The sequence below is a fragment of the Rhizobium sp. N731 genome (assembly GCF_001664145.1).
GTDB classification, from domain to species: Bacteria; Pseudomonadota; Alphaproteobacteria; order Rhizobiales; family Rhizobiaceae; genus Rhizobium; species Rhizobium esperanzae.
Map to the genome: position 1 here is coordinate 4,103,572 of NZ_CP013601.1, position 26,012 is coordinate 4,129,583.

General features: G+C 61.1%; 28 protein-coding genes. 12 read left to right on the forward strand and 16 right to left on the reverse strand.

Translation table 11 applies throughout. The features are described from left to right. The first annotated feature begins 48 nt into the window (after window positions 1-48). The gene (locus tag AMK02_RS19870; RefSeq protein ID WP_064805470.1) at window positions 49-480 is read left to right on the forward strand and encodes a hypothetical protein; all 432 of its coding nucleotides are present in this window, start codon (window positions 49-51) and stop codon (window positions 478-480) included. 95 nt (window positions 481-575) lie between these two features. On the opposite strand, the gene AMK02_RS19875 is transcribed toward AMK02_RS19870, so the two are convergent. From AMK02_RS19875 to AMK02_RS19890, 4 genes are all read right to left on the reverse strand, one after another. Continuing rightward, window positions 576-1,217, reverse strand: a complete 642-nt coding sequence (locus AMK02_RS19875) for a LysE family translocator (protein WP_064805472.1) — start codon at window positions 1,215-1,217, stop codon at window positions 576-578. Between the two features lie 257 nt (window positions 1,218-1,474). Beyond that, complete coding sequence (locus tag AMK02_RS19880) at window positions 1,475-1,936, reverse strand: cupin domain-containing protein (protein WP_237352966.1); 462 nt, start codon at window positions 1,934-1,936, stop codon at window positions 1,475-1,477. A 41-nt stretch (window positions 1,937-1,977) separates the two neighbouring features. After that, window positions 1,978-2,580 (reverse strand): TetR/AcrR family transcriptional regulator, encoded by a 603-nt coding sequence (locus AMK02_RS19885; protein WP_064805474.1) that lies wholly within the window; start codon window positions 2,578-2,580, stop codon window positions 1,978-1,980. 271 nt (window positions 2,581-2,851) lie between these two features. Beyond that, entirely contained in the window at window positions 2,852-4,075 is a 1,224-nt protein-coding gene (locus AMK02_RS19890; RefSeq protein WP_064806391.1) for an argininosuccinate synthase, read from the reverse strand. A gap of 176 nt (window positions 4,076-4,251) precedes the next feature. On the opposite strand from AMK02_RS19890, the gene AMK02_RS19895 reads away from it, so the two are divergent. Together AMK02_RS19895 and AMK02_RS19900 are read left to right on the forward strand one after the other, a co-directional pair. Continuing rightward, a complete protein-coding gene (locus AMK02_RS19895; protein WP_064806393.1) occupies window positions 4,252-5,103 on the forward strand; it encodes an SDR family NAD(P)-dependent oxidoreductase in 852 nt (283 codons plus the stop codon). Between the two features lie 84 nt (window positions 5,104-5,187). Next, window positions 5,188-5,829 (forward strand): LysE family translocator, encoded by a 642-nt coding sequence (locus AMK02_RS19900; RefSeq protein WP_064805475.1) that lies wholly within the window; start codon window positions 5,188-5,190, stop codon window positions 5,827-5,829. 60 nt (window positions 5,830-5,889) lie between these two features. Here the strand turns inward: AMK02_RS19900 and AMK02_RS19905 are convergent, their stop codons facing one another. The 5 genes from AMK02_RS19905 to AMK02_RS19925 form a co-directional block, all read right to left on the reverse strand. Further along, a complete protein-coding gene (locus AMK02_RS19905; protein WP_064805477.1) occupies window positions 5,890-6,684 on the reverse strand; it encodes an ABC transporter ATP-binding protein in 795 nt (264 codons plus the stop codon). Then, window positions 6,681-7,559, reverse strand: a complete 879-nt coding sequence (locus AMK02_RS19910) for an ABC transporter permease (RefSeq protein WP_064805479.1) — start codon at window positions 7,557-7,559, stop codon at window positions 6,681-6,683. The genes AMK02_RS19905 and AMK02_RS19910 overlap by 4 nt, the downstream gene beginning before the upstream one ends. Window positions 7,560-7,680: 121 nt before the next feature. Next, a complete protein-coding gene (locus AMK02_RS19915) occupies window positions 7,681-8,634 on the reverse strand; it encodes an ABC transporter substrate-binding protein (RefSeq protein ID WP_064805481.1) in 954 nt (317 codons plus the stop codon). 93 nt (window positions 8,635-8,727) lie between these two features. Beyond that, window positions 8,728-9,957, reverse strand: coding sequence for a 23S rRNA (adenine(2503)-C(2))-methyltransferase RlmN (gene rlmN / locus AMK02_RS19920; protein ID WP_064805483.1), 1,230 nt, complete (start codon window positions 9,955-9,957; stop codon window positions 8,728-8,730). A gap of 247 nt (window positions 9,958-10,204) precedes the next feature. Beyond that, window positions 10,205-10,714: an invasion associated locus B family protein gene (locus tag AMK02_RS19925; protein ID WP_064805485.1), complete on the reverse strand. Its 510-nt coding sequence runs from the start codon at window positions 10,712-10,714 to the stop codon at window positions 10,205-10,207. A 335-nt stretch (window positions 10,715-11,049) separates the two neighbouring features. On the opposite strand from AMK02_RS19925, the gene AMK02_RS19930 reads away from it, so the two are divergent. Further along, window positions 11,050-11,610: a sigma-70 family RNA polymerase sigma factor gene (locus AMK02_RS19930; RefSeq protein WP_064805487.1), complete on the forward strand. Its 561-nt coding sequence runs from the start codon at window positions 11,050-11,052 to the stop codon at window positions 11,608-11,610. Between the two features lie 15 nt (window positions 11,611-11,625). On the opposite strand, the gene AMK02_RS19935 is transcribed toward AMK02_RS19930, so the two are convergent. Together AMK02_RS19935 and AMK02_RS19940 are read right to left on the reverse strand one after the other, a co-directional pair. Then, window positions 11,626-12,018, reverse strand: a complete 393-nt coding sequence (locus AMK02_RS19935) for a YkvA family protein (RefSeq protein ID WP_064805489.1) — start codon at window positions 12,016-12,018, stop codon at window positions 11,626-11,628. Between the two features lie 57 nt (window positions 12,019-12,075). Then, window positions 12,076-12,381: a 4a-hydroxytetrahydrobiopterin dehydratase gene (locus AMK02_RS19940; RefSeq protein WP_064805491.1), complete on the reverse strand. Its 306-nt coding sequence runs from the start codon at window positions 12,379-12,381 to the stop codon at window positions 12,076-12,078. 33 nt (window positions 12,382-12,414) lie between these two features. Here AMK02_RS19940 and AMK02_RS30285 point away from each other — a divergent pair, with 33 nt between their 5' ends. Then, on the forward strand, window positions 12,415-12,915 hold the full coding sequence (locus AMK02_RS30285; protein WP_082929686.1) for a low molecular weight protein-tyrosine-phosphatase: 501 nt from the start codon (window positions 12,415-12,417) through the stop codon (window positions 12,913-12,915). Here the strand turns inward: AMK02_RS30285 and thpR are convergent. Together thpR and AMK02_RS19955 are read right to left on the reverse strand one after the other, a co-directional pair. After that, window positions 12,822-13,415, reverse strand: coding sequence for an RNA 2',3'-cyclic phosphodiesterase (thpR, locus tag AMK02_RS19950; protein ID WP_064805495.1), 594 nt, complete (start codon window positions 13,413-13,415; stop codon window positions 12,822-12,824). The two genes, AMK02_RS30285 and thpR, sit on opposite strands and share 94 nt — an antisense overlap. A gap of 68 nt (window positions 13,416-13,483) precedes the next feature. After that, window positions 13,484-14,128 carry an arylesterase gene (locus tag AMK02_RS19955; protein ID WP_064805497.1) on the reverse strand — a complete coding sequence of 215 codons (645 nt, stop codon included), beginning with the start codon at window positions 14,126-14,128 and terminating at the stop codon, window positions 13,484-13,486. A 72-nt stretch (window positions 14,129-14,200) separates the two neighbouring features. Between AMK02_RS19955 and AMK02_RS19960 the strand changes: the two genes are divergently transcribed. From AMK02_RS19960 to AMK02_RS19975, 4 genes are all read left to right on the forward strand, one after another. Beyond that, a complete protein-coding gene (locus AMK02_RS19960) occupies window positions 14,201-14,908 on the forward strand; it encodes an ABC transporter ATP-binding protein (RefSeq protein WP_064805499.1) in 708 nt (235 codons plus the stop codon). Continuing rightward, window positions 14,905-17,448 carry an ABC transporter permease gene (locus AMK02_RS19965; protein WP_064805501.1) on the forward strand — a complete coding sequence of 848 codons (2,544 nt, stop codon included), beginning with the start codon at window positions 14,905-14,907 and terminating at the stop codon, window positions 17,446-17,448. Before AMK02_RS19960 ends, AMK02_RS19965 begins: the two co-directional genes overlap by 4 nt. A gap of 296 nt (window positions 17,449-17,744) precedes the next feature. Next, on the forward strand, window positions 17,745-18,473 hold the full coding sequence (locus tag AMK02_RS19970) for a Bax inhibitor-1/YccA family protein (RefSeq protein ID WP_064805503.1): 729 nt from the start codon (window positions 17,745-17,747) through the stop codon (window positions 18,471-18,473). 106 nt (window positions 18,474-18,579) lie between these two features. Then, window positions 18,580-19,137, forward strand: coding sequence for a GNAT family N-acetyltransferase (locus tag AMK02_RS19975; protein ID WP_064805505.1), 558 nt, complete (start codon window positions 18,580-18,582; stop codon window positions 19,135-19,137). Between the two features lie 6 nt (window positions 19,138-19,143). Here the strand turns inward: AMK02_RS19975 and AMK02_RS19980 are convergent, their stop codons facing one another. From AMK02_RS19980 to acnA, 3 genes are all read right to left on the reverse strand, one after another. Continuing rightward, window positions 19,144-19,545: a DUF2794 domain-containing protein gene (locus AMK02_RS19980; protein ID WP_064805507.1), complete on the reverse strand. Its 402-nt coding sequence runs from the start codon at window positions 19,543-19,545 to the stop codon at window positions 19,144-19,146. A gap of 313 nt (window positions 19,546-19,858) precedes the next feature. Then, the gene (locus tag AMK02_RS19985; protein ID WP_064805509.1) at window positions 19,859-20,599 is read right to left on the reverse strand and encodes a DUF1223 domain-containing protein; all 741 of its coding nucleotides are present in this window, start codon (window positions 20,597-20,599) and stop codon (window positions 19,859-19,861) included. A gap of 345 nt (window positions 20,600-20,944) precedes the next feature. Next, window positions 20,945-23,635: an aconitate hydratase AcnA gene (gene acnA, locus AMK02_RS19990; RefSeq protein WP_064805511.1), complete on the reverse strand. Its 2,691-nt coding sequence runs from the start codon at window positions 23,633-23,635 to the stop codon at window positions 20,945-20,947. Window positions 23,636-23,897: 262 nt separating this feature from the next. Here acnA and ccmA point away from each other — a divergent pair, with 262 nt between their 5' ends. The 3 genes from ccmA to AMK02_RS20005 are packed head-to-tail and all read left to right on the forward strand — an operon-like array spanning window position 23,898 to window position 26,010. After that, on the forward strand, window positions 23,898-24,545 hold the full coding sequence (ccmA, locus tag AMK02_RS19995) for a heme ABC exporter ATP-binding protein CcmA (protein ID WP_012485529.1): 648 nt from the start codon (window positions 23,898-23,900) through the stop codon (window positions 24,543-24,545). Continuing rightward, window positions 24,542-25,201, forward strand: coding sequence for a heme exporter protein CcmB (gene ccmB / locus AMK02_RS20000; protein WP_012485530.1), 660 nt, complete (start codon window positions 24,542-24,544; stop codon window positions 25,199-25,201). The genes ccmA and ccmB overlap by 4 nt, the downstream gene beginning before the upstream one ends. 47 nt (window positions 25,202-25,248) lie before the next feature. Further along, complete coding sequence (locus tag AMK02_RS20005; protein ID WP_064805514.1) at window positions 25,249-26,010, forward strand: heme ABC transporter permease; 762 nt, start codon at window positions 25,249-25,251, stop codon at window positions 26,008-26,010. Window positions 26,011-26,012 lie beyond the last annotated feature (2 nt).

Below are 26,012 nucleotides of genomic sequence, written 5' to 3' on the forward strand. Positions count from 1 at the left end.
GCACAGGCGCTAGTTTCCCGGTGATCTTCCTGCCAGGGGACATGCGCCATGGAAATTTTTTCCCTGCGGTCTTCTCAGAGTTTGCTATTTAAAAACAACCCTAATAACGCAAGAAATTCGAAGACTGCCGATATTCAAATCGAGACCAAGGCTCCGGCACCGGTTTCGTTTCACATCGAAGATAATCTCGACGAGGGGCCGGATTTCACCGCCGTCAGCCCTGGCGAGCTGCGCAACTACGCCCGCCAAAGCTTCGATAGCGGTCTGATCGATCAGCACACTTACGCCGCGATCTCCGAACCGTTGCCGATGCATGCGATCGATCCGCTGGGCAATATCATCGATCTCTCCAGCGTCACCGACGGCACGAGTTTCAATTTCCTCGATTATTATAAGAACCAACTGCAGGTCGCCATGTCGATCGGCGATCCTCATGAGGTTCAGACGCTGAAATCAATCGTCAACTTTCTGGATGGCTGATCAAAGCATGATGCCGAAAAGTCTGAGCGATTTTTCGGACGACATCATGCTCTCATTATCCAGTTTAGAACAGGATGATACATCCGGTTCCTAAGTCAGGCCTTGCGCCAACCGATGAGGCCTGGCGTTGCGTGCCATAGCGCCTGTGCGGCAAAGCCCATGAACAGCACGCCGGACGAGCGCACGATCAGCCGCTCATGTGCGCGATAGAAGCGCCGCACCGCACCCGCGCCGATGACGCCGATCAGGATGATGTCGGCGGTCACAAACCCCAGAAAGGACACAACGAGAAGCACCGGCAGCGCCTCGAAATCGAGTGCACCGGCCGAGCCCGCGACCAGCGCCGTGAAGGTGGCAAGCGCCACCGGGTACCCCTTCGGATTGGTGACCCCGAAAATCAGGCCACGCCGGAACGGCCGCTCGACCATAACAAGCGCCTGCCCATCCGCTTTCGGCTTGGCATTGACGGCGCCCCAGCCGATCCAGGCGAGGTAGAAGCCGCAGGCGAGCCCGAGCAGATCGAAGACGAAGGTCCCGATTGTCTTGGCGCCGACGATCGCAATCAGCGCCAGCGACGACCAGATGAGATCTCCGACCAGATGCCCCATCATGAACAAGGCGCCGGCCTTGCGCCCCTGCCCGGCGCCGATGCCGAGCAGTTGCAGAAAGGCGGGGCCTGGTATGAGCACGTAGAACAGCGCCGCCAGAAAGGCGCCGAAAAGCAGGGACTGCGTCATGAAAATGCTCCGAAGAATGACCGGAGCAGACTAAGCGATGGCAGGCATCCGTCAAGGGCGATGGCACGGCCATGAAAAGGTCGGAGCCGTTCTGCGCGTCCGTAAAAAGCTGAACCGCTCCAATCGCAATCTGCATATCGTCATCACCTTCCGGTTGGCGTCGGCCGGGCTCGAGCCTGCCGCCGCGTCCAGGGCGCTTCCGCAACGGGTCGTGGTCGGTTGGGAGGGCGACGGATGTCGCCGTCGCCCGGCCACCATCAGCTGCCTAGGACCTCAATTCCATGCCTCTGGCACGCCGCCAATACGGCGCCGATTTCCTCGGCCGAAGGAGGGCCATCTGGCGGAACTTCGCTCTGGCCGACGTCGCGGAAAAAGTGGCTCATCGAGTTTTCCACGACGGCGATCATCTGCGCGGGGATGCTTCCGGTATTGGCATAATTGTGCGGCTGGAAGGAGCGCAGGGTGAGAACGTCGCCGGGCCGCGCGACCATTTGCGAGGGAGGTACGCTGTCGAACACCGTGAAGGTAATCTCGCCGCTCAGGACCCGGAATATCTCCACGGATTCGTGCTTGTGCGGCGGCGTACCGGAACCGGGGGGCACGGTCACCTCCAGGATCGACAAGCCCTTCTCCGGCACTTCGCCCATGAACTGCACCTTGTCGCGAATGACCCAAAGGGCGTCCGCAGTGTCTCGTGTCTTGAATGCTTGATCCATCATCGTCTCCATCGTTAAGCCGGCCCTCGCCGGCATGTGTGTGATCAGTTCTCGTCGGTCTCGGCCGCCTTCAACAGCGCCTGCATCGCCCAGGACGCGACCTGTCCCGCGTCCTTCCCCGTCAATCCGCCGTAGTCCTTAAGCGTTTCCCAGGCGCTGGCGCTGTAGAGAAGGTGGAAGAGCGCCTCGACCTTGCGGGCGCTCTTGGAATTTACATCCAGATTGGCCTCTTCAAGGCACGTTCGGAACGCGGTGCGCCGTGCCTTGACCGTCCGCATCCGCATGGCGTGACCCGTTGGCGTATGAAGGCTGGCGCGAATGATACCTTCGTTCTTGTCGAACTGCGGAAAGGCGTCGAGGGGCGAGCGAAGAAGCTCCTCCAGGGTCGTCGGAAGGGTCGCCGCATTCATGCTTTGGTTAATGCGGACCCAGAACGCGTCGAACAGCGCTTCCTTCGTTGCGAAATGTCGGAACACGGTTCGCCTCTCCACCCCGGCAGACCGCGCGACATCGTCCATGGAAATGTCCGCGAACGCATTGCCGTTGAGAAGGTCTGAGGTGGCGCGCAGGATGCGCTCCCTTGTTTCCTGGGCCTGCGACTCCCGCAAGGGAGAGCTGTACTTTCGTGTGGGCGACTGTTGGGACATTATGTCTCTCATGATGTATTAATGTCTCTTGTAGTGACACCATTTTACGATCATGTCAACTGGGGTTGTTGACCCTTCGCGGAGAGGGGTATCGGCAAGACCCAGACGCAGGCGATGGCGCGCGAACAGCGACGATTGATGACCGTTGTTGGCGCAATCCGGTCATCTTGAATGCCCCGAGAGATATCGGCGCGCTTGCCACGCATTCCATAAAAAAAGCCCGCGCGGCAATGCCGGCGGGCTGATGTCCGTCCGAAGACGAATTCCGTGATTACTTCCCGAGGTTGCGCTTGCCGAGCGTGCGCAGGCGCAGCGCGTTGAGCTTGATGAAGCCGGCTGCGTCCTTCTGATCGTAGGCGCCCTGGTCATCCTCGAAAGTGACGAGCGTGTCGGAGTAGAGCGACTTTTCGCTTTCGCGGCCGATGACCATGACGTTGCCCTTGTAGAGCTTCAGCGTCACTTCGCCTTCGACATGCTCCTGGCTCTTGTCGATCAGCGCCTGCAGCATCTCGCGCTCCGGCGAGAACCAGAAGCCGTAATAGATCAGCTCGGCGTAACGCGGCATGATCTCATCCTTAAGATGGGCGGCACCTCGGTCGAGCGTGACCGATTCAATGGCGCGATGCGCCGAGAGCAGGATCGTGCCGCCGGGCGTCTCGTAAACGCCACGCGACTTCATGCCGACGAAGCGGTTCTCGACGAGATCGAGACGGCCGATGCCGTTGTCGCGGCCGTAGGTGTTGAGCGTCGCGAGCAGCGTCGCCGGCGACATCTCGACGCCGTTGATCGACACGGCATCGCCCTTGCGGAAGCCGACCTTGATTGTCGTCGCCTTGTCGGGCGCTGCTTCCGGGGAGATCGTGCGCATATGCACATATTCCGGCGCCTCCTGGGCAGGGTCCTCGAGAACCTTGCCCTCGGAAGAGGAATGCAGAAGGTTGGCGTCGACGGAGAACGGAGCCTCACCCTTCTTGTCCTTGGCGACCGGGATCTGATGCTGTTCAGCAAAGGCCAACAGCTCGGTGCGGCTCTTGAACGCCCAATCGCGCCACGGCGCGATGATCTTGATGTCGGGGTTCAGGGCATAGGCGGAGAGCTCGAAGCGAACTTGGTCGTTGCCCTTGCCGGTCGCGCCGTGGGCGATCGCGTCGGCGCCGGTCTTGCGGGCGATATCGATCAGGTGCTTTGAGATCAGCGGACGGGCGATCGAGGTGCCCAGCAGGTAGACGCCCTCGTAGACGGCATTGGCGCGGAACATCGGAAAGACGAAGTCGCGCACGAATTCCTCGCGGACGTCCTCGATATAGATCTCCTTGATGCCCAGCATTTCGGCCTTTTTGCGCGCCGGCTCCAGCTCCTCGCCCTGGCCGAGATCGGCGGTGAAGGTGACGACTTCGGCGCCGAGTTCCGTCTGCAGCCACTTCAGGATGATCGAGGTGTCGAGGCCGCCAGAATAAGCGAGCACGACTTTCTTCACGTCTTTGTATGATGCCATGATGATGAGGTCCGTTGCATAAAGGCCGGCGAAAACCCGGTGTCGCGGCACTTTTAGCGAGATTGGCGCGTGACGCAAGGGCAAGTGCGACACCGCCGGCGCCGATAGCGTTTGACAGTGCGAAAGCGGAGCCCATATTCGCCAACGTCCTAGCAATGATCGAGGAGGGGCTCCCCGTGACGAATATTCAAGACATTTTCAAAAAATCCAATGTTGCCGTGGTCACCGGCGGTGCCTCCGGCATCGGCCTGGCGGCGGCGAAATATTTCGCCGGACGCGGCATGAGTGTCGTCATCGCCGATCTCGGCGGCGATCGGCTGGCCGCCGCCGCCGACGAACTCAAGGCCATTGCCGGCGAAGAAGATGTCATGGCGGTCGAGACCGACGTCGCCAGTAGGGACTCCTTGGAGGCGCTCGAACGCGCCGTGCTCCAGCGTTTCGGCCGTGTGCATGTGCTGATGAACAATGCCGGGATCGGTCCGGAGACTTCGATCTTCAGTGCGCAGGCGAATTGGGATCATATCTTCGCCGTCAACCTGATGGGCGTCGTCAACGGCACGCGCGTCTTCGGGCCGAAAATGCTGTCCCACGGCGAGCCTGGCCTGATCATCAATACCGGCTCGAAGCAGGGCATCACCACGCCGCCGGGCAACCCCGCCTACAACATCTCCAAGGCTGGCGTGAAAGTCTTTACCGAAGCGCTCGAGCATGAGCTTCGCAACACCAAAGACGCGAAGATCTCCGCGCATCTGCTGATCCCCGGCTTCGTCTTCACCGGTCTCACCAAGGGCGACCGCGCGGAAAAGCCGGCCGGCGCCTGGACACCGGAACAGACGGTCGACTTCATGGTCGAAAGCCTGGAACGCGGCGATTTCTATATCCTCTGCCCGGACAACGACGTACCCCGCCCGGTCGATGAACGCCGCATGGCCTGGGCGGCCGGCGACATCATCGAGAACCGCCCGCCGCTGTCGCGCTGGCACAAGGATTATGCCGACAAGTTCAAGGCCTTCCTGGAGCAGAAGTGATCGGCGACATCAGGAGGTTTGATTGGTAATTTTCTGAAAGCCGGTTTAGAGATCGTCAGGGTTGTCCGGCTTGCAGAGAGTGCCATGGATTTCGTGCCCAGCCTTCCAACACTTCTGGCCTTTGCCGCCGCGACGCTCCTCCTTGCGGCGACGCCCGGCCCTGACATGACGTTGTCGATCAGCCGCGCGCTGGCCCAAGGCAAGAAGTCTGCCCTCTTCGTCGTCGTCGGCACCAGCCTCGGCATCGTCGTCCACACCATGCTGGTCGCCTTCGGCATCTCGGCGCTGATCACCGCCTCACCAACGGCTTTTCTGATCCTGAAGACCGGCGGCGCGGCCTATCTGTTCTGGCTCGCAGTGCAGGCCATCCGCTTCGGCTCGAAGCTCATCGTTGCCAAGATCGAGACGCAGAAGGGCACCGCGCTTGCCAACATCTCATCCGGCTTCTGGGTCAATCTCCTGAATCCCAAGGTCATCATCTTCTTCATGACCTTCCTGCCGCAATTCGTCAGCGCCGGCGATCCCGCCGTCACGCGTAAACTGCTGTTTCTCGGCTTTTGCTTCATCCTGATCGGTATGCCCGTCAATGCCGCCGTCGTCTTTGCCGCCGACTGGCTGGCATCCTGGCTGCAGAACAACAAGAAGGTTCTGCGCGGCATGGATTACACCTTCGCCAGCGTCTTCTCGATCTTCGCCGCCAAAATCCTGCTCACCCAGGCTCGATAGGTCGCGGTCGGCTCAGCCGATCAGCACGCTGTCGGTTTATCCGATCGGCACGCTGTAGGTTCAGCCAATCAGCAAAGCATCGTCATCGAGCGTCTGGCCGCGCATCTTGCGGAACATGGCGATCAGATCTTCGACCTGTAGGCCCTTCCTGCTGTCACCCGCCACGTCGAGAACGATCTCGCCGCCATGCAGCATGATCGTGCGGTGGCCGTAATCCAGCGCTTGGCGCATGGAATGTGTGACCATCATCGTCGTCAGCTTGCGCTCGGCAACGATCTTCTGCGTGAGGTTCATCACGAACTCGGCCATGCCGGGATCGAGCGCTGCCGTATGTTCGTCGAGCAGCAGCACTTCCGAGCCGGCAAGGGTCGCCATGACGAGCGACACGGCCTGCCGCTGCCCGCCCGAAAGCAGATCCATGCGATCCTTCAGCCGGTTTTCCAGCCCGAGATTGAGCTCGGCGATCCGCTCCTTGAAATAGTCGCGGCGCTTGCCGCCGAGCGCGGGCACAAGGCCGCGCTTTTCACCGCGCCGGGCGGCCAGAGCAAGATTCTCTTCGATCGACAACGAGCCGCAGCTGCCCGTCAGCGGATCCTGGAAGACGCGCGCCACCAGGCCGGCGCGGGCCGCCGTCGATTTGCGCGTCACATCGCTCTTGCCGATCAGAACCTGTCCTTCGCTCGGGATGACATCGCCGGCGAGCACGCCGAGCAGCGTCGATTTGCCGGCGCCATTGGAGCCGATGACGGTGACGAAGGAGCCTTGTTCGATGGTCAGACTGACGCCGTTCAGCGCCTGCTTCTGCAGCGGCGTGCCGCGTCCGAAGACGACCTTGATATCCCTGACGCTGATCACGATGCGGCACCTCGGCGAAGACGGGGAAGAATGAGTGCGAAGGTCACCAGCACTGCCGTCACGAAATTGAGGTCGGAGGCCTGCAGGCCGATAACGTCGCTCGACAGCGCCAGCTGGATGGCGATGCGGTAGAGGATCGAGCCGAGCACGCAGCCGACGAGCGCGATTAGCAGACCCCGGCGTCCGAGCAGCGTCTCGCCGATGATGACGGCGGCAAGACCGACGACGATCGTGCCGACGCCCGAAGTGACGTCGGCAAAGCCGTTGGTCTGGGCAAACAAGGCGCCACCGAAGGCCACCAGCGCGTTCGAAATCGCCATGCCGAGATAGATCTGCCGGCTGGTGTCGACGCCCTGGGCGCGGGCCATGCGCGCATTGGCGCCGGTCGCGCGCATCGCAAGCCCGGCATCGCTTTCCAGAAAACGCCAGACCAGAATCAGCGCGACGACGACGAGAACGCCGACGAAGAGCGGCCGCACGTAGAAATCACGCAGGCCATGACCGAAGAACGGGCTGATCATCGTATCGGCATTGATGAGCGCGACATTGGGTTTTCCCATCACTCGAAGATTGACGGAAAACAGCGCGATCATCGTCAGGATCGAGGCAAGCAGGTTGAGGATCTTGAAGCGCACATTGAGCAGCGCCGTCACCATGCCCGCGCCCGCCCCTGCCGCCATCGCGATCAAAGCCGCAAGCCAGGCATTGACGCCGGCAATGATCAGAACGGCTGTCACTGCGGCGCCGAGCGGAAAGGAACCGTCCACCGTCAGGTCGGGAAAATCGAGGACGCGGAAGGCGAGATAGACGCCGAGGGCGACGAAGGAATAGACCAGGCCGAGCTCGACGGCCCCCCAGAATGCGATTTGGCTCAAGGCTTTCAGCCCCTTTTTGTTTCCGTTCCGCCCGTCGCGAAACCGCAGCCTTTTAATACTTCAGCCGCCCCCGCGCAAACGGGAGCGGCTGAATGTGAATGGTTGATGTAAAGATGAGCGCTTACTCGATGACTTTGTTGGCGCGCGAAAGCACGCTCTCGGGCAGGGTGACGCCCATCTTGGCCGCGGCAGCCTTGTTGACCACCAGATCGCTGCCGGCAGCGGTCTTGACTGCGATATCGCCCGGGTTCTCGCCCTTCAGCACACGAACGACGATCTCGCCCGTCTGCTTGCCGACATCGTAATAGTTGAAGCCGAGGGCGGCGATCGAACCGCGCGATACCGAATCCGTATCGGCGGTGAAGAGCGGCAGCTTGCTTTCTTCGGCAACCGCGACGGCACCTTCGAGCGCGGAGATGATGGTGTTGTCGGTCGGAACATAAATCGCATCGGCGCGACCGACGAGGGCGCGCGCCGCACCCTGAACCTCGGCGGACTTGGTGGCCGCCGACTCCACGACCGTCAAGCCGGCCTTCTCGGCTTCGGCCTTCAACACTGCGAGCAGCGAAACGGAATTCGCCTCACCAGAATTGTAAAGGTAACCAATTGTTTTGGCCTTCGGTACGATTTCCTTGATCAGCGCCAGATGCTCGCCGACGGGAGACATGTCGGAAAGGCCGGTGACATTGCCGCCGGGCTTATCCATGTTCTTGACGAGCTGGGCGCCGAGCGGATCGGATACGGCCGTGAAGACGACCGGAATGTCGCGCGTCGCCGACACGACGGCCTGGGCCGAGGGCGTGGAGATCGGCACGATGACATTGGGCTCATCACCGGCGAACTGACGGGCAATCTGGGCCGCCGTCGCCGGATTGCCCTGCGCCGATTCGAACACGAATTTCAGGTTCTCGCCTTCCTTGTAGCCGGCGGCCGTCAGCACGTCGAGAACGCCCCTGCGGGCGGCATCGAGCGCGGGATGCTCGACGATCGCCGTCACGGCAACGGTCACATCATCGGCCTTGGCGGGCAGGGAAAGCGCCAAAGTGGCGGCAAGAGCGAGCAGAATCGGGCGCATGGATGTCCTCCTGAATGATTTTGGCGGCACTATTAGGAAAAGCGCATGCTTAAATCAATGCAGGAGAATTGCAGCGAGGATCAAACTTGCTGATCAGTCGTCGGCGCCGTGATTGGCGATCATCATTGCCTCGAAGGCCAGGCGCTCTGTCTTGCGCATGCGTTCGGATTCCGATTTCAGCTGGCCGCAGGCGGCAAGGATGTCGCGGCCGCGCGGGGTGCGGATCGGCGAGGCGTAACCGGCCGAATTGATGAAATCGGCGAATTTCTCGATCTGCTCCCAATCCGAACACTGATAATTGGTGCCGGGCCACGGATTGAACGGAATGAGGTTGATCTTCGCCGGCACGCCCTTCAGGAGCTTGATCAAACCTTTCGCGTCTTCGAGGCTGTCGTTGACATCCTTCAGCATCACATATTCGAAGGTGATGCGCCGCGCATTGGAAAGGCCCGGATAGGCCTTGCAGGCGTCGATCAGCTCCTTCAGCGGGTACTTCTTGTTGATCGGCACGAGGATGTCGCGCAGGTCGTCTCGCACCGCATGCAGCGAGATCGCCAGCATGACGCCGATCTCCTCGCCAGTGCGGAAGATCTCCGGCACGACACCGGAGGTGGAAAGCGTCACGCGTCGCTTGGACAGCGACAGGCCGTCGCCATCCGTGGCGATCAGCAGCGCCTGCTTGACGCTGTCGAAATTATAGAGCGGCTCGCCCATGCCCATCATGACGATATTGCTGACCTTGCGGCCCTCTGCAGGCATGATCGTGCCTTGCGGCGCTTCACGATCCGGAAAATCGCCGAGCCGGTCGCGAGCGAGCAGCAGCTGCGACAGGATTTCCTCCGCCGTCAGGTTGCGCACCAGCCGCTGTGTCCCGGTGTGACAGAAGGAGCAGGTCAGGGTGCAGCCGACCTGGCTTGAGATGCAGAGCGTGCCGCGGCCCTCTTCCGGAATGTAGACGGCCTCGATCTCGACCGGGCGGCCTGCGCCCCGCGCGGGAAAACGCAGCAGCCATTTGCGCGTGCCGTCGTTGGAGACCTGCTCCTCGACGATTTCCGGACGCGCAATGGTGAAATGCGTCTTCAGCATCTCACGCATGTCCTTGGCGACATTGGTCATATGGTCGAAATCGGAGACGCCGCGCACATAGATCCAGTTCCAGAGCTGCGAGACGCGCATCTTGATCTGCTTTTCGGGTACACCTTTTTCCCGGAGCGCCGCCGCCATTTCCTCGCGGGAGAGCCCGATCAACGACGGCTTCTCGGCGCCGGAAGAGGGGCGCGCGGCCTGAGGTTTGTTGACGACGATCGCATCCATGACGGACATAGGCTTCTGACCTCGAATTAAAACACGTAACCGTTCCGCAAGCCGCGGACTTCAGGATTTGATCCGGAAGACTTGCGGAGGCATGACGGCACATTGGCAGAAATTGATGGCGGACGGCGACTGATATCGCGATCTGTCCGCTGTTTGCGCGGCCTTTAGCATCATTTTGCCCGCGCGTCACTATAGATGGAAATGGCAAGAGCCGGCACAAGGCCGGCTCTTGAAACTTTGTGACTGGAAGTCCCGCCTACTTGCAGCTTTCGATCTGCTTCAGCGCTGCCGAGATGCCCGAGAGCGAATAGCTGTAGGACGTGCCCGTGCCCTTGCGCGAGACGGCATTGACCGTCATCGAATGACCGGTCTTCATCGCTGCGACGAGGGCCGGCTCCTGCGCCGCGTTCTCCACCCAGCCGGCCTTGTCCTTGGTGAACATCACGAAGGTCTTGTTGTCGATGACGACGTTGATCTTTGAATTTTCCTTGACCGTGTAGCCCATCATCGCCTGCGGCTCGTAGGAGATGTTCTGGCCCGGACGCTGCGAAACGATGAAGAAATTGTCGCCGTGGTCGACGCTTGCCGGCTGCTTTGCCGTTGGAACGGATAGCACGTAGCACACAGTGCTGTTGCCCGACTTATAGGAATAGGCGCCCCAAGCCTGGAACTGCTGAATGCGGGTCGGCGCGGCCTGCTGCGCTGCCGCCACTCCGGCCATTGTCAGGGTGAGGGCGAGGGCGGATACGATACTTCTTACAAACATGGATTCCTGCCGGTTCTTGCGATTCAAGGCCCGAAGCGATCATAGCGGGCGCCGCATAATCACGATCTGCTTTATTTTGACTTAATTCAGGTTACCAAATGGTCAACAATAGCTGCGATTTGTATGTGCCTGTGTCATTTCAGCTCGACTACCACTTTTGCCCCTTGCCGAAATCGGCTGCGATGCCGGTGCGCCGATGGCACCGGCTGGCCGTTCGGCTGAACTTAAGACACAAAGATTCAGGCAAGAGTTTGACCTTTCAAAAATCCGCTGTACCTCATTAAGACTTTGGAAATCCGGGACGAAATTTTCGCCGCGGGGGCTGGTGAGACAACATGGATGCCTGGGAAAGACGGCGTTTCGCTGCCCTCGCAAAGGCTGTCGCAGATGATCGCGACCAGCAGGCCTTTTCCATCCTGTTCGACTATTTCGCGCCGCGACTGAAGAGCTGGCTGATGCGCCAGAAGATGACATCAGGCGAGGCCGAAGAGCTGGTGCAGGAGATCATGATCGTGCTCTGGCACAAGGCCTATCTCTACGATGCGACGCGATCTTCTCTGTCGACCTGGCTTTTTCGCATCGCCCGCAACCGCCGCATCGATCTGCGGCGCCGCACCGGCACCCGTACTTTCGACGAAACCGACCCGACCCTGCTGCCATCGGCCGAGATCGGCGCCGATGAAATCATCGCCAGTGGCGATCGCGACGCCAAGCTGCGCGCCGCGGTCGAACAGCTGCCCGAAGAACAGCGCGACATGCTGCGTGCCGCCTTCTTCCTCGGCCAATCGCATTCTGAGATCGCCGAAGCGACCGGGCTGCCGCTCGGCACGGTGAAATCACGTATTCGGCTTGCTTTTGGAAAGCTTCGCAAGATGCTGGAGCAGGAACTCAGGTGAACCGCGCCGTGGCCTTCAAATCGTTTTCATTGTGTCCACGGGCCGGTCGGCAAGCACGCGGTCCGCCGCGTCGTAATGGCTCGGCCGGATATGACCGCGCACCATGGCAAAGGCGGCGGAAAGCACGGCGATGTCGTCAGAAAAGCCGATGACGGCGAAAATATCCGGGATCATGTCGACCGGCATGACGAAATAGGCGAGCGCTGCAAGCAGCACGCCGCGGACCTTGGTCGGCGTCTGCGGATCGAGCGCACAGTAGAAACCGGCGACGACGTCGCGCGAGAAGGGAATTTGCCGCACGGCCCGCCGGAACGTCGGCCAGAATTTCTGCCGTACGGTTTTCTCCCGCCGGCTCTGGGTGTCCTCGTCGCCCGGCAGCAGGATTTCCCCGAATTTGACCTCGTCCATCCCTGACATCCTTTCGTCCATGCGAACATATGGTGACGGCTTTTCGGCTTTCAATCTTCAAACGGCACCGCGTGCTGCCGCCTTGTCCATCGCCCGGGCGAGCTTGAAATCCAGTTCCGTCAGCCCGCCGGCATCATGCGTGTTCAGCGTCACATCCACCCGGGAATAGACGTTGAACCATTCGGGATGGTGGTTGAGTTTCTCGGCCGTAATCGCTGCCTGTGTCATGAAGCCGAAGGCCTCGATGAAATTTGAAAACTTGAACGATTTCGAGATCGAAGAGGCCGCATCATTGAGCGCCCAGCCTGAAAGCTCGGCCAGTCGTTCCTCGGCCGCTGCCCGTTCCAGTCTTTCCTGTTTCATGCCATGATCCTCTCATCCGTCAGCAGGTTACCGATGAAAGACATCGGCATCCTTTTCGTTTGTATGGGCAATATATGCCGTTCTCCGCTCGCGGAGGGAATTTTTACCCACCTTGTTAACCAGGCGAGGCTGAGAGATCGTTTCACGATCGATTCCGCCGGCACCGGCGGCTGGCATGAAGGTGAACCGCCCGACCGTCGTTCGATCGCTGTTGCCCGCCGCCATGGCATCGACATAGCAGGGCAACGTGCCCGGCGCATCCGTTCGATCGATTTCGTCAGTGTCGATCTGATCGTCGCCATGGACCGCGACAACGTGGCTGAACTCAACAGGATCACCTCTCCCGAGGCGAATATCCAGCTGTTCGGCGATATCGCGCTGGGAACGGGGGAGGACATTGCCGACCCCTATTATGGCGGTCCGGAAGGTTTCGAGCTGCTCTATACCAAGCTCTTGACCGGCTGCAGCAGCCTGCTCGAAACGCTGGTCGCCGAACGTACTTCGTGCAGCGGGAACACTTCCTCGGTGAGGTAGGGCCCGCCGCCGACCGATTCGCGCGATGAAAGCAGCACGAAACGCGGCGCCGTGAAGGTCGCGGTGTGGAAGTTGCCGCGCCCACTCAGGTATTGCACGACATCGTCGAGCCGCGAGGATTTCAGCCGGGCCAGCGTCACGTGCGGCGTGAACTTGCGCGGATCCGGCGGCAGGCCGATGCGCTGGCAGATCCGTTCGATCTCGCCCTGCAGGGCGTACATCTCAGGCGAGTGAGAAACGCCTGCCCAGACCGAATGCGGCTTCTTCGAGCCGAAGGACCCGATGCCTTCGAGCCGGAACTGAAATTCCGGCCGATCGATCCGGTCGAGGCGCTCAACGATTTCATCGGCCGTACGACCGTCGACATCACCGATGAAGCGCAGCGTGATGTGGTAATTCTCCACATCGATCCATCGTGCTCCGGGGAGGCCACCGCGCAGCAATGAAAGGCTCATTGCCGCATTGCGCGGAATTTCGAGGGCGGTAAACAGTCTCGGCATAACGAGCACTCCCCGAATCTTTTGCAGGTGCTTACACGGAATCACGCAATCAATGGCCGTGCAAGCCCCTAATTCTTCACAGAAGAAATCGTATCGATGAAATTTGTGACATCAGCTTCCATTTTCTCGACCATGACGTCGACACCTCTCGCGTTCGGATGCATGCCGTCATCGAGCTTCAGCCCCGCATCGAGCGCAACCCCGTCGAGGAAGAAGGCGTAAAGTCGAACTCCATATTTGTCGGAAAGTTTCCGATAAATCGGATTGAAGCGCGCCGCATAATCCGCTCCCATGTTCGGCGGCGCCATCATGCCGACAAGCAGCACCGCTATGCCGCGCGCCTTGAGCCGGGCGATCATCTGGTCGAGGTTTTTCTCGCTTTCTTCCGGCGGAATACCGCGCAGCGCATCATTGGCGCCAAGCTCGAGGATAACGCCATCGGTGCCGTCGGGGACGGACCAGTCGACCCTGGCAAGCCCACCTGTCGTGGTGTCGCCCGAGACCCCGGCATTGGCAATGGAAACGTCGAGTCCCTTGGCCTTCAACGCCGTCTGCAGCTTTTCCGGAAAGCCCTCGCCGGGCGGCAGCTGATAACCCGCCATCAGGCTGTCCCCGAGCCCGACGAGGTTGATCGTCCGCGCATTTGCGCCCACGGCAAAGATCAGCGACACCGCGATGACGGTGAATTGAAGCGCGGCAACTTTAAATCTCATTCTGGCTTCCCTAGATTGGCGAGGTGCCGTTATGCGGCCATTGCGTTAGAGATTAATATAGGGCGATTTCTGTTGGCAAAAACCATCATCGAGTTGAAGGGCGCCGATCTCACCCTTGGCAGTGCGGCCGCCTCCGTCCATGTTCTGAAGGGCATCGATCTCGATATCGCCGCTGGCGAATCCGTCGGCATCGTCGGCCCTTCCGGCTCCGGCAAATCCACTCTGCTGATGGTGCTTGCCGGACTGGAAAAGCTCGACAGTGGCGAAATCAATATCAATGACACGCCGCTCCACGCCCTGAGTGAGGATGAGGTCGCCGATTTCCGCGGCCGCAATATCGGCATCGTCTTCCAGTCCTTCCATCTGATCGCCAACATGACGGCGCTGGAAAACGTCGCGGTGCCGCTGGAGCTCGCCAATATCAGCAACGCCTTCGAAATCGCCCATCGCGAACTGAGTTCGGTCGGTCTCGGCGAACGGCTGAACCACTATCCCGGCCAGCTTTCCGGCGGCGAGCAACAGCGCGTGGCGATTGCCAGAGCGCTCGCTCCCTCGCCCGCCTTGCTGATTGCCGACGAGCCCACAGGCAATCTCGATACCGAAACGGGCCGACAGATCGCCGATCTTCTCTTCGCCAAGCAGGCCGAACGCGGCATGACCCTGCTTCTCGTCACCCACGACGTCTCGCTGGCAAACCGCTGCTCGCGCCAGATCCGCGTCCGTTCCGGCAGGATCGAGGGCGACAGCGCAGCCCGCCGCAGCGAGGCGGCAATCGCATGAGCATGGTCACGCCACGCGTCGCGCTCGCTTTTCGCCTGGCGCTCCGCGAACTGCGCGGCGGCGTTCGTGGCTTCTACATCTTTTTGGCTTGCATCGCGCTCGGCACCGGTGCGATCGCCGCCGTCAATTCCGTTTCGCAGTCGATCACCGACACGATCGCCTCGCAGGGGCAGGAGTTGCTGGCCGGCGACGTCCGCTTCGAACTCAACAATCGCCAGGCGACACCTCAGGAAATGAGCTTCCTTCAGGGCCTGGGAACCGTTTCGGTTTCAACGGGCCTGCGCTCGATGGCCCGCAAGCCCGACGGTTCCGACCAGGCGCTGGTCGAGGTCAAGGCCATCGACGACGCCTATCCGCTCTACGGCAGGTTCATCGCCGAACCGGACTATCCGCTTACAGCCCTGCTCTCCGACCAAGGCGGCACCTATGGCGCGGTCGCCGCCCCGCTGCTTCTCGATCGGCTTGGCCTTGCGGTCGGCGACGAATTGCTGCTCGGCAATGTCAAGCTCAGCATTACCGGCACTGTCAAAACCGAGCCGGACGCGCTGTCGGAAGGCTTCGGTTTTGCGCCGCGTCTGCTCGTCAGCCGACAGGCGCTCGAAGCCTCGGGGCTGATCCAGACCGGAAGCCTGGTCGAACACGCCTACAAGATCCGATTGGAAGACAAGCACGCGATCTCGGGCATCCAGGCGCGCGCCTCCAAGGAGTTTCCCTCCGCCGGTTGGTCGATCCGCACCAGCGACCGCGCAGCACCCTCGCTCACCGAGAACATCACCCGTTTCTCGCAATTCCTGACGCTGGTCGGCCTGACTGCGCTGATCGTCGGTGGCGTCGGTGTCGCCAATGCCGTACGCGCTTTCCTCGATTCCAAGCGCACCACCATCGCCACCTTCAAATGCCTCGGCGCTCCGGCCGCCGTTGTCGTTCTGATCTATCTCTTTCAGATCGCCATCATCGCCCTTGGCGGCATCATGATCGGCCTCGTCATCGGCGCCCTGTCGCCGATCTTTGCGGCGCAGTTCCTGGCGCAATTCCTGCCGGTCTCAACCGCGCCGACCCTCTATCCCGGCGCGCTGCTCCTTGCGACGCTCTTCGGCATCCTGACGACGCTCGCCTTCGCCATTTTGCCGCTCGGCCATGCCCGCGAAGTGCCCGCGACCGCACTCTTCCGCGAGCAGGGCTTCGAGGCCCGCCGTCTGCCGTCCTGGCCCTATATCCTGCTTGCCGCCCTTTTCATGGCAGCCCTTGCCGGCCTTGCCATCCTCACCGCCTATGATCGCTTCATCGCCGTCGTCTTCGTCGGCGCAATCGTCTTTGCCTTCGTTGTCCTGCGCCTCGTCGCCGCGTTGATTGCCTGGCTCGCGCGCCGCAGCCCGCGCGTTCACTCGCCGGCGCTGAGGCTCGCGATCGGCAACATCCACCGCCCGGGCGCGCTGACGCCATCAGTGGTGCTCTCGCTCGGCCTCGGCCTGGCATTGCTGGTGACCCTGACCTTGATCGACGGCAACCTGCGCCAGCAGCTGACCGGCCGCATGAACGAGGGTGCACCCAACTTCTTCTTCGTCGATATCCAGAGTGCCGAGGTCGACGCCTTCCGCAATCTTGTCCAGGCGCAGGCGCCGAAGGGCAAGCTGATGGAGGTGCCGATGCTGCGCGGCCGGATCATCGCCTTCAACGGCGAGGACGTCACCAAGATGAACGTGCCGGCCGCCGGCCGCTGGGTGCTGAACGGCGACCGCGGCATCACCTACGCCGACACGCTGCCGGAAAATGCCGCGCTCACCGAAGGCAGCTGGTGGGACAAGGATTACAACGGCGAGCCGCTGGTCTCCTTCTCCTCCGAAGAGGCGCATGAACTCGGCCTGAAGATCGGCGATAGCGTCACCGTCAACGTGCTGGGGCGCAATATCACGGCCAAGATCGCCAATCTGCGCCGTGTTCAGTGGGAATCGCTGTCGATCAATTTCGTCATGGTCTTCTCGCCGAACACCTTCCGCGGCGCCCCGCATGCCTGGCTGGCGACGCTGACCGATCCCTCCTCGACGCCGGCCGAAGATGCGGCAATTCTGAAATCCGTCACCAATACCTATCCGACGATCACCAGCGTGCGCGTCAAGGACGCGATCGATATCGTCAACCAGCTCGTCGCCCAGCTTGCGACCGCGATCCGAGCCGCCGCATCGGTGGCGCTCATCGCCTCGATTCTTGTTCTTGCCGGGGCGCTCGCCGCCGGCAACAGGGCCCGCACCCACGACGCGGTGGTGCTGAAGACGCTCGGCGCCACGCGCGCCATGCTGATTCGTGCCTTCAGCTACGAATATCTGATCCTCGGACTGGCAACCGCGATCTTCGCACTCTTTGCCGGCGGTATTGCCGCCTGGTTCATCGTCGCCCGCATCATGCGACTGCCCTCTGCCTTCCTGCCTGATGTGGCAGGACTGACGCTGGTGACGGCACTCGTTCTGACCGTCGGCATCGGCCTCGTCGGCACCTGGCGCATCCTCGGGCAGAAGGCCGCGCCTGTGCTGCGCGAGCTTTGAGAGCAATTCCAGGAAAGTGCGAAGCGGTTTTCCCAGGCAAAGCGCGAAGCGCTTTTGCGGGATTGCATATATCCAAAAGGTTCGAGCGGTTCTGCGTTTCCTTGAAAAGCTGAACCGCTCTGGCGCCGCCCCAAAGCCTTCACCTTACGGCGATTTAACCGTCCGCGCCTTTGCAAGCCCCTTGTTTGCAAAGGGCTAAGGCCTCATATTGTCTGCAGGCATGCTGGAGCTCCGCAGCGGCGCCCGGGTCGAGAACCCCGACACCGTATCTCCTTCGGAGCTTGTAAGAGGAAACTATGGCTGATCTTCGTAACTATCAAAGCCGCGTCCAGACCGGCGAGATGATTGATCAAGGCCTGCGCGCATATATGCTCAAGGTCTACAACCTGATGGCGCTGGGCCTGGCGATCACCGGCGTGGCCGCATATCTCGGATTCAACTTCGCGGTCCAGGACGGCCAGCTCACCCAGTTTGGCGCGCTTCTGTTCCAGTCGCCGTTGCGCTGGGTCGTGATCCTTGCCCCCCTTGCGGTCGTCTTCTTCCTGAGCTTCCGCATTCATCAGATGAGCGTGTCCGCCGCTCAGACCACCTTCTGGATCTACGCCGGCCTGGTAGGGCTGTCGCTCTCGTCGATCTTCCTGGTCTATACGGGCCAGAGCGTCGTTCAGACCTTCTTCGTCACCGCCGCCTCCTTCGGCGCGCTGTCGCTTTACGGCTATACGGCGAAGCGTGACCTGTCGGCGATGGGTTCGTTCCTGATCATGGGTCTCTTCGGCCTGATCATCGCCTCGCTCGTCAACATCTTCCTGGCTTCATCCGCGCTGCAGTTCGCGATCTCGGTGATCGGCGTGCTGATCTTCGCAGGCCTCACCGCCTACGACACGCAGAGGATCAAGGAACTCTACTTCGAAGCCGATGACGTCGCTGTCGCCGGTCGCAAGGCGATCATGGGCGCACTGACGCTCTATCTCGACTTCCTCAACCTCTTCATGTTCCTGCTGCAGTTCATGGGCAACCGCAGATAACAGGCGCATTGAGATCGAAAAGGCGGCTTCGGCCGCCTTTTTTGTTGCGCCGGTTTCGCAGGGGTGGTTTTAGAGGAGCCTGCTCTTCCGATGGACCTGCCGCCCGATGTCCTTCCTCCTGCGCGACGCCTCCCAAGCCGACATCCCCGCCATTACGGAGATCTATCGTGACTCGGTCTTGAATGGCGTTGCAAGCTACGAGATTGCGCCGCCCTCCGAGGCCGAAATGGCCCAGCGTTTTTCCGCGATCGTCAGCCAGCAATATCCCTATGTCGCCGCAACCGATGCTGACGGGAAACTCCTGGGCTACGCTTATGCGTCGGCCTTCCGCACCCGCCCCGCCTATCGCTGGATGGTGGAGGATTCGATCTACCTGGCGCCCGAAGCCCGCGGCCGTGGCATCGGCAAGGCACTGATGGTCGAGCTGATCGACCGCTGCACCGCGCTTGGCTTTCGTCAGATGGTAGCCGTCATCGGCGGCGCGAGCCCGGCCTCGATTGCGCTTCATCTGAAGGCAGGTTTTGTGGAGGTCGGACTGATGAAGGGCACCGGCTACAAGCACGGCCGCTGGCTGGACACGATGCTCATGCAGCGCAGCCTCGGCGAGGGCATGACGACCGATCCGGATCCCTCCACCTATCCCGGTTCGTTGTTTCCGGGCTGATGAGAATTATTTATCGACGAGTTTCAATGCCTTGTCGAACACCTTGAGGACCTGATTCAGCTCGTGCCCGCGCTTCAGGATCATGCCGTTGACGTTGATGACAGAATAGGCGCCCTGTTTGGCGGCAAGCTTCGGGTTCTTTTCGATCCGGAAGAGCGGCATCTCGCCGGAGCGCTTGAAGACGGAAAAGACTGCTCTGTCCTTCAGATGGTCGATGGCGTAATCGCGCCATTCCCCCTCGCCGACCATGCGGCCGTAGATCCAGAGGATCGCGTCCAGCTCACGCCGGTGGAAGGTCACCGGAAGCGGATCCTTGCTTTGTTTGTACTCCCTGAGATCGACGACGACCGAGGAACTATTGTCGACGGAGCGGCTTTCGCCGTGTCGCAAATCCGGCTGATCTGTCATCAGGTCTCCAAGGCCTCCGCTTGTGACAGGAGAGTGACAGTTTGCCCGAGCCGCCGCAAATTGCAAGAGTGCGGCTCCTCACATTTGGCCGTACCGCAGCGCCGCACGTCCAGGCACCTTCGTTGGGGACCAAGCAATGCTTTCTCCCCTGTGCCGCATTTCAGTCAAAACAGCGCCTCATTTGCAGGGGATTTATGCATCCCGGTTTGGCGCCAGCGCGCCAAAGGGCCCGGCGGAGCGTATCGACCTTAACCCCAGCCCCGAATACGCTCGGCCGGGCCGCCCGGCATTTCACCCGTCATCGGGCGAAATATCAGATATTTTTTCCCGCCATCACCACGGTTGCGCCGAGAATCGCTGCCGGATCGCCGTCGGCCGTCGCCGACTGCAGCAGGATCGCGCAGCCCTCGAGCTGCGGTCGCTGCAGGACGCTCGCCGGCAGCGTCAGACTGGTCGCCTTGCCGTCCCACATGCCGACGGTTTCGACATTGGTGACGCTGTGCAGATAGGAGATCTTCTTGCCGCTGTTTTCGCCTTTTTCGACGTCGATCGTCTTTTCCTTGTCGAAATAGACCATCACGACATTGGCCTTGCCCTGTCCTTCGCCGATCTTGATCTCCAGCTCGTCGCCGCGCATCGCCGCGCTGATGGGAACGGTCAGCCCGTTGCCTTCGATGCTGTATGTGTCGATCTTGCTGTTGATACCGGTGAGATCGGCGCCGGCCAAATGGCCGCGCCCGTTGACGATCGCCTGCGGCGTATAGACGTTGCTGCGGCCCATCGTCCTGGCGTAGCCGTACTGCCGCTCGGTATTTTCCTTGGAGCTCAGCGTATCGGCCCAGCCGAGATAATTCCAGTAATCGACATGATAGGCGAGCGCGATGACGTCGCCCTGGTTCACCAGCTTGCGGAAGGCGGCATCAGCGGGAGGACAGGAGGAGCAGCCCTGCGACGTGAAAAGCTCGACGACGCCTCTGGGCTTACCGTCTTCGGCATGCAGCGAGCCTGCAAAAGCAATGCCGGCGATCAGCGAAATCAAGAAACGGGGGGACATTCACCTGCACCTCTTTTTCAGCGCCGGCGTTTTGGAACCGAAGGCTCTGAGATATCAGAGTACGAATAATCCTTCCCGGTCCAAACGAAAAATCACGAACGGGTGAGACCACAGCTCGGCCGGAACGCAGCTGAAACAAATCATCGTGAGCCTCCGGCAAAGACTGTCGCCGCAAAGAAAAGCCGCCGGAAATTGCTCTCCGGCGGCCATTATCAATCAACTCTCCTAGACCCGGATGATTTTAGGCCGGCCCGGCCTAAAATCTGAATCCGGATCTACATCAAAGAAGAAGAACATGATGTCGTCCGAAAACCGCTCACACTTTTCGGCATCATGCTCTGAAAATCAGGCAGCGAGATCGCGCAGCACCGTCTGCAGGATGCCGCCATTGTTGAGGTAGATCACCTCGTCGAGCGTATCGACGCGCGACAGCAGCGGAACGTCCTTAACGGTGCCGTCGCTATAGGTGATCTTGGCAATCTTCCGCTCGCGCGGCTTGATCTTGTCGAGGCCCTCGATGGTAACGAGTTCGTCGCCCTTCAGGCCGAGGCTCTGCCAGGTCGTGCCCTCTTCGAAGACAAAGGGGATGACGCCCATGCCGACCAGATTCGAGCGATGGATGCGCTCAAAGGACTGGGCGATCACCGCCTTGACGCCGAGCAGGTTGGTACCCTTGGCAGCCCAGTCGCGCGACGAGCCGTTGCCGTATTCGACACCGGCGAAGATGACGAGCGGCACGCCTTCGGACTTGTACTGCATGGCGGCGTCGTAGATCGAGGTCTCCTCCTTCGACGGGTAGTGGATGGTGTAGCCACCTTCCTTGCCGTTCGGGCCAAGCATGTGGTTGCGGATGCGAATGTTGGCGAAGGTGCCGCGCATCATCACTTCATGGTTGCCGCGGCGTGTGCCGTACTGGTTGAAGTCGGCAACCGCAACGTCGTGGCCGATGAGGTAGGCGCCTGCCGGCGAAGCCGCCTTGATCGAACCGGCCGGCGAGATGTGGTCGGTGGTGATCTTGTCGCCGAACAGGCCGAGGACGCGCGCGCCCTTGATATCAGCGACGCCGGTGCCCTTCTTGCCCATGCCGACGAAGTAGGGCGGGTTCTGGACATAGGTCGAGTTGTCGTCCCAGGCATAGGTCTGGCCCGGCGGAACCTGAACGGCCTGCCAGTTGACGTCGCCCTTGAAGACGTCGGCGTACTTGGATTCATAGAGCTCGCGGGTGACGAATTTCTGGATGAATTCCTGCACCTCATGCGAGGTCGGCCAGATATCCTTGAGATAAACAGGATTGCCGTTCTGGTCTTCGCCGATCGGTTCCTTGGTGAGATCCTTCTGCACGGTGCCGGCGAGCGCGTAAGCGACGACGAGCGGCGGCGAAGCCAGGTAATTCGCCTGGACGTCAGGCGAGATACGGCCTTCGAAGTTGCGGTTCCCCGACAGAACGCCGGATACGATCAGGCCCTTGTCGTTGATCGTCTTCGAGATCGGCGCCGGCAGCGGGCCGGAATTGCCGATGCAGGTGGTGCAGCCGAAGCCGACGAGGTTGAAGCCGAGCTTGTCGAGGTCGGCCTGCAAGCCGGACTTGGCGAGATATTCGCCGACGACCTGCGATCCCGGCGCCAGCGAGGTCTTGACCCACGGCTTGGTCTTCAGGCCCTTGGCGACGGCGTTGCGGGCGAGAAGGCCGGCAGCGATCAGTACCGACGGGTTGGAGGTGTTGGTGCACGAGGTGATGGCGGCAATCGCCACGTCGCCATGGCCGAGATCGAAATCCGTGCCTTCGACCGCATAGCGGTTGCCGAGCTGACCGGGCTTCTTGTAATCCGCATCCATCGAGCCGGCGAAACCGGAAGCGATGTTTTCGAGCGCGATGCGGCCTTCCGGACGCTTAGGGCCGGCCATCGACGGCACGACGTCGCCGAGGTCGAGTTCCAGCGTGTCGGTGAAGACCAGATCGGAACCATCGCCTTCACGCCACATGCCCTGGGCCTTCGAATAGGCTTCGACCAGCGCGATCCGGTCATGCGTGCGACCGGACATGGTGAGATAGTTGATGGTTTCGCCGTCAACCGGGAAGAAGCCGCAGGTGGCGCCGTATTCCGGACCCATGTTGCCGATCGTCGCACGGTCGGCGAGCGGCATGTTGTCCATGCCGGGGCCGAAGAATTCGACGAATTTGGAAACGACGCCCTTCTTGCGCAGCATCTGCACGACGGTCAGAACGAGGTCGGTCGCGGTCACGCCTTCCTTGAGCTTGCCGGTCAGCTTGAAGCCGATGACCTCAGGCAGCAGCATCGAGACCGGCTGGCCGAGCATCGCCGCTTCCGCTTCGATACCGCCCACGCCCCAGCCGAGAACGCCGAGACCGTTGATCATCGTCGTGTGGCTGTCGGTGCCGACGCAAGTATCGGGATAGGCGATCGTCTCGCCGTCTTCTTCCTTCGTCCAGACGGTCTGGCCGAGATATTCGAGATTGACCTGGTGACAGATGCCGGTGCCTGGAGGAACGACGCGGAAGTTCTTGAAGGCCTGCTGACCCCACTTCAGGAAGCGGTAACGCTCGCCATTGCGCTGATATTCCAGCTCGACGTTCTTGGCGAAAGCCTGCGGCGTGCCGAATTCATCGACGATGACGGAGTGGTCGATGACGAGGTCGACGGGAACGAGCGGGTTGATCTTTTCGGGATCGCCGCCGAGCGACACCATCGCGTCGCGCATCGCGGCAAGGTCGACGACGGCGGGAACGCCGGTGAAGTCCTGCATCAGCACGCGCGCCGGGCGATAGGCAATCTCGTTTTCGACCGCGCCCTTGTTGTTCAACCATTCGGCAACGGCCAGGATATGCTCCTTGGTGACCGACTGGCCATCTTCGAAGCGCAGCAGATTTTCCAGCAGCACCTTCATCGAATAGGGCAGCTTGGAAACGCCGGGCAGACCGTTTGCCTCAGCCTTGGGCAGGCTGTAATAGACATAGTCCTTCCCGTTCACGGAAAGCGTGGAACGACAATTGAAACTGTCAAGAGATTTAGACACGAGAGACCCCGTTTCTGATAGCCAACACAGTCGTGCGAACGCCTATGCACTTAATGCACATCAGGATGCGGGTACGGCCATTTCCGCTGTCCGCACGTGGAGCAGACGCTCCAAGTTCGGCGCAAGGATGAAATTCACGCCGACCGCTGGCGTGGTTGCAGGTCTTATAGATAATTTCCTAAAAACTTGCCATACCCGGAAACGAGCAAAATCGGACATTTTTTGACCCATCCGGAAGCCAAAACGAAGAAAGAACCGATGCATGCATCTCACCGCCGAAAATCTGGCCGCAAGGCGCGGTGACGATCTGATTTTCGTTAATCTTTCCTTTCACTTGGCGGCCGGCGAGGCGCTTGTGTTGACGGGGAGAAATGGATCGGGAAAGTCCACTTTGCTGCGTGTTGTTGCCGGCCTCCTGCGGCCGGAAAAAGGCACTGTCGTCTTTCATGGCGACGGCAGCCGGGAAGGCCGGCATCCCGGCGAGGTCAGCCACTACCTCGGCCATCGAAACGCAATGAAGAATGAACTTACGGTTGCAGAGAACCTCGATTTCTGGCGCACCTTTCTCGACGAAACGGAAACTTCTGCCGGCCTGTCCCTTGAGGAGGCAGCCGAAGCCGTCGGCCTCTCGGGAATAACCCACCTTCCCTTCGGTTATCTCTCCGCCGGCCAGCAGCGCCGATTCGCCTTCGCCAAGCTGCTCGTCGCCCATCGCCCCGTCTGGATCCTCGACGAGCCCACAGCGGCGCTCGATGCCAGCGCCGACCGGCTGTTCGCCGGATTGATCGAAGCGCATCTGGCAAAGGGTGGCATTCTTCTGGCGGCGACACATCAGCCGCTGGGATTGAAGAATATGCAGGAATTGAAAATGACGGGCTTTGCCGGCGTGGATCAGGGAGTGTGGGGATGACTGCCCTCTTCCTCCGCGACCTGAAACTTTCCATCCGCGCCGGCGGCGGTGCGCTGATCGGCGTGCTGTTCTTCCTGACCGTCGTCGCCGTCATCCCCTTCGGCGTCGGGCCGGATCTCAAGCTGCTTTCGCGCATCGGCCCAGCCATCGTCTGGATCGGCGCGCTGCTTGCCGCCCTTCTCGGCCTCGACCGCCTGTTCCAGGCCGAGCGCGACGACGGATCGCTCGACCTGATGCTGATGCAGGAAACACCGCTTGTCCTGACCGTGCTGGTCAAATGCTTCGCCCATTGGGCCGCCACCAGCCTGCCGCTGGTGATCGCCTCGCCGCTGCTCGGCCTCTTCATGAATATGGACGAGGCAGCGATCGGCGCGACCATGCTGACGCTTCTTGTCGGCTCGCCGGCCATTACCTTCATTGGCGCCGTCGGCGCTGCCGTTGCCGTCGCCCTGCCCCGCGGCGGCCTGCTGGTTTCGATCCTGGTCCTGCCGCTGACCATCCCGGTACTGATCTTCGGCGTCAGCGCCACCTATGCCGCGGTCGAGGATCCCGCCCCTTTCCTGCCGCCCTTCCTCATCCTGACTGCGCTGACGCTGTTCTTTGCGGTGATCGGCCCGGCCGCCGCTGCGCTCGCGCTGCGAAACACGTCGGATTGAATGTCACTCGATTGCGGGAACAGCCGGATAGGGATAAGGAAGCGGCCATGAACGACATAAGCCTTGCCATCCGTAAATTCAGCGATCTCGCCAATCCGACGCGATTTCTGGCGCTGGCGGCCCGCGTCATTCCTTGGCTGGCTTGCATCACCGCGCTGTGTTTCGCGGCCGGCCTCTATCTCAGCTTCTCGACCGAAGGCGATTACCAGCAGGGCGAGACCGTTCGGATCATGTATATCCACGTGCCTGCCGCCTGGCTTTCGATGATGTGCTACACGATCATGAGCCTCTCGGCGATCGGCACGCTCGTCTGGCGCCACCCGCTGGCCGACGTCTCCGCCAAGACCGCAGCCCCGCTCGGCGCCGCCTTCACCTTGCTCGCGCTGGTCACCGGCTCGCTCTGGGGCAAGCCGATGTGGGGTACCTGGTGGGTGTGGGACGCGCGCCTGACCTCGGTCTTCGTGCTCTTTCTGATGTATCTCGGCCTGATTGCGCTGAGCCGCGCCATCGACGATCCGTCGAGGGCGGCGCGGGTCTCAGCCGTGCTCATCCTCGTCGGCTTCGTCAACATTCCGATCATCAAGTTCTCCGTCGAATGGTGGAATACGCTGCACCAGTCGGCGAGCGTGCTCAGGATCGGTGGTCCGGCGATCGATCCGGAATTCCTGCGCCCGCTGCTCGTCATGGCGATCGCCTTCACCCTGCTCTTCTTCACCCTGCACATCATGGCGATGAGGAACGAGATCTGGCGCCGCCGGATCGCCGCGCAGCGCCGTCTCGCCGCCCGGATGGCGAGCCGGGAGGAGTAGAT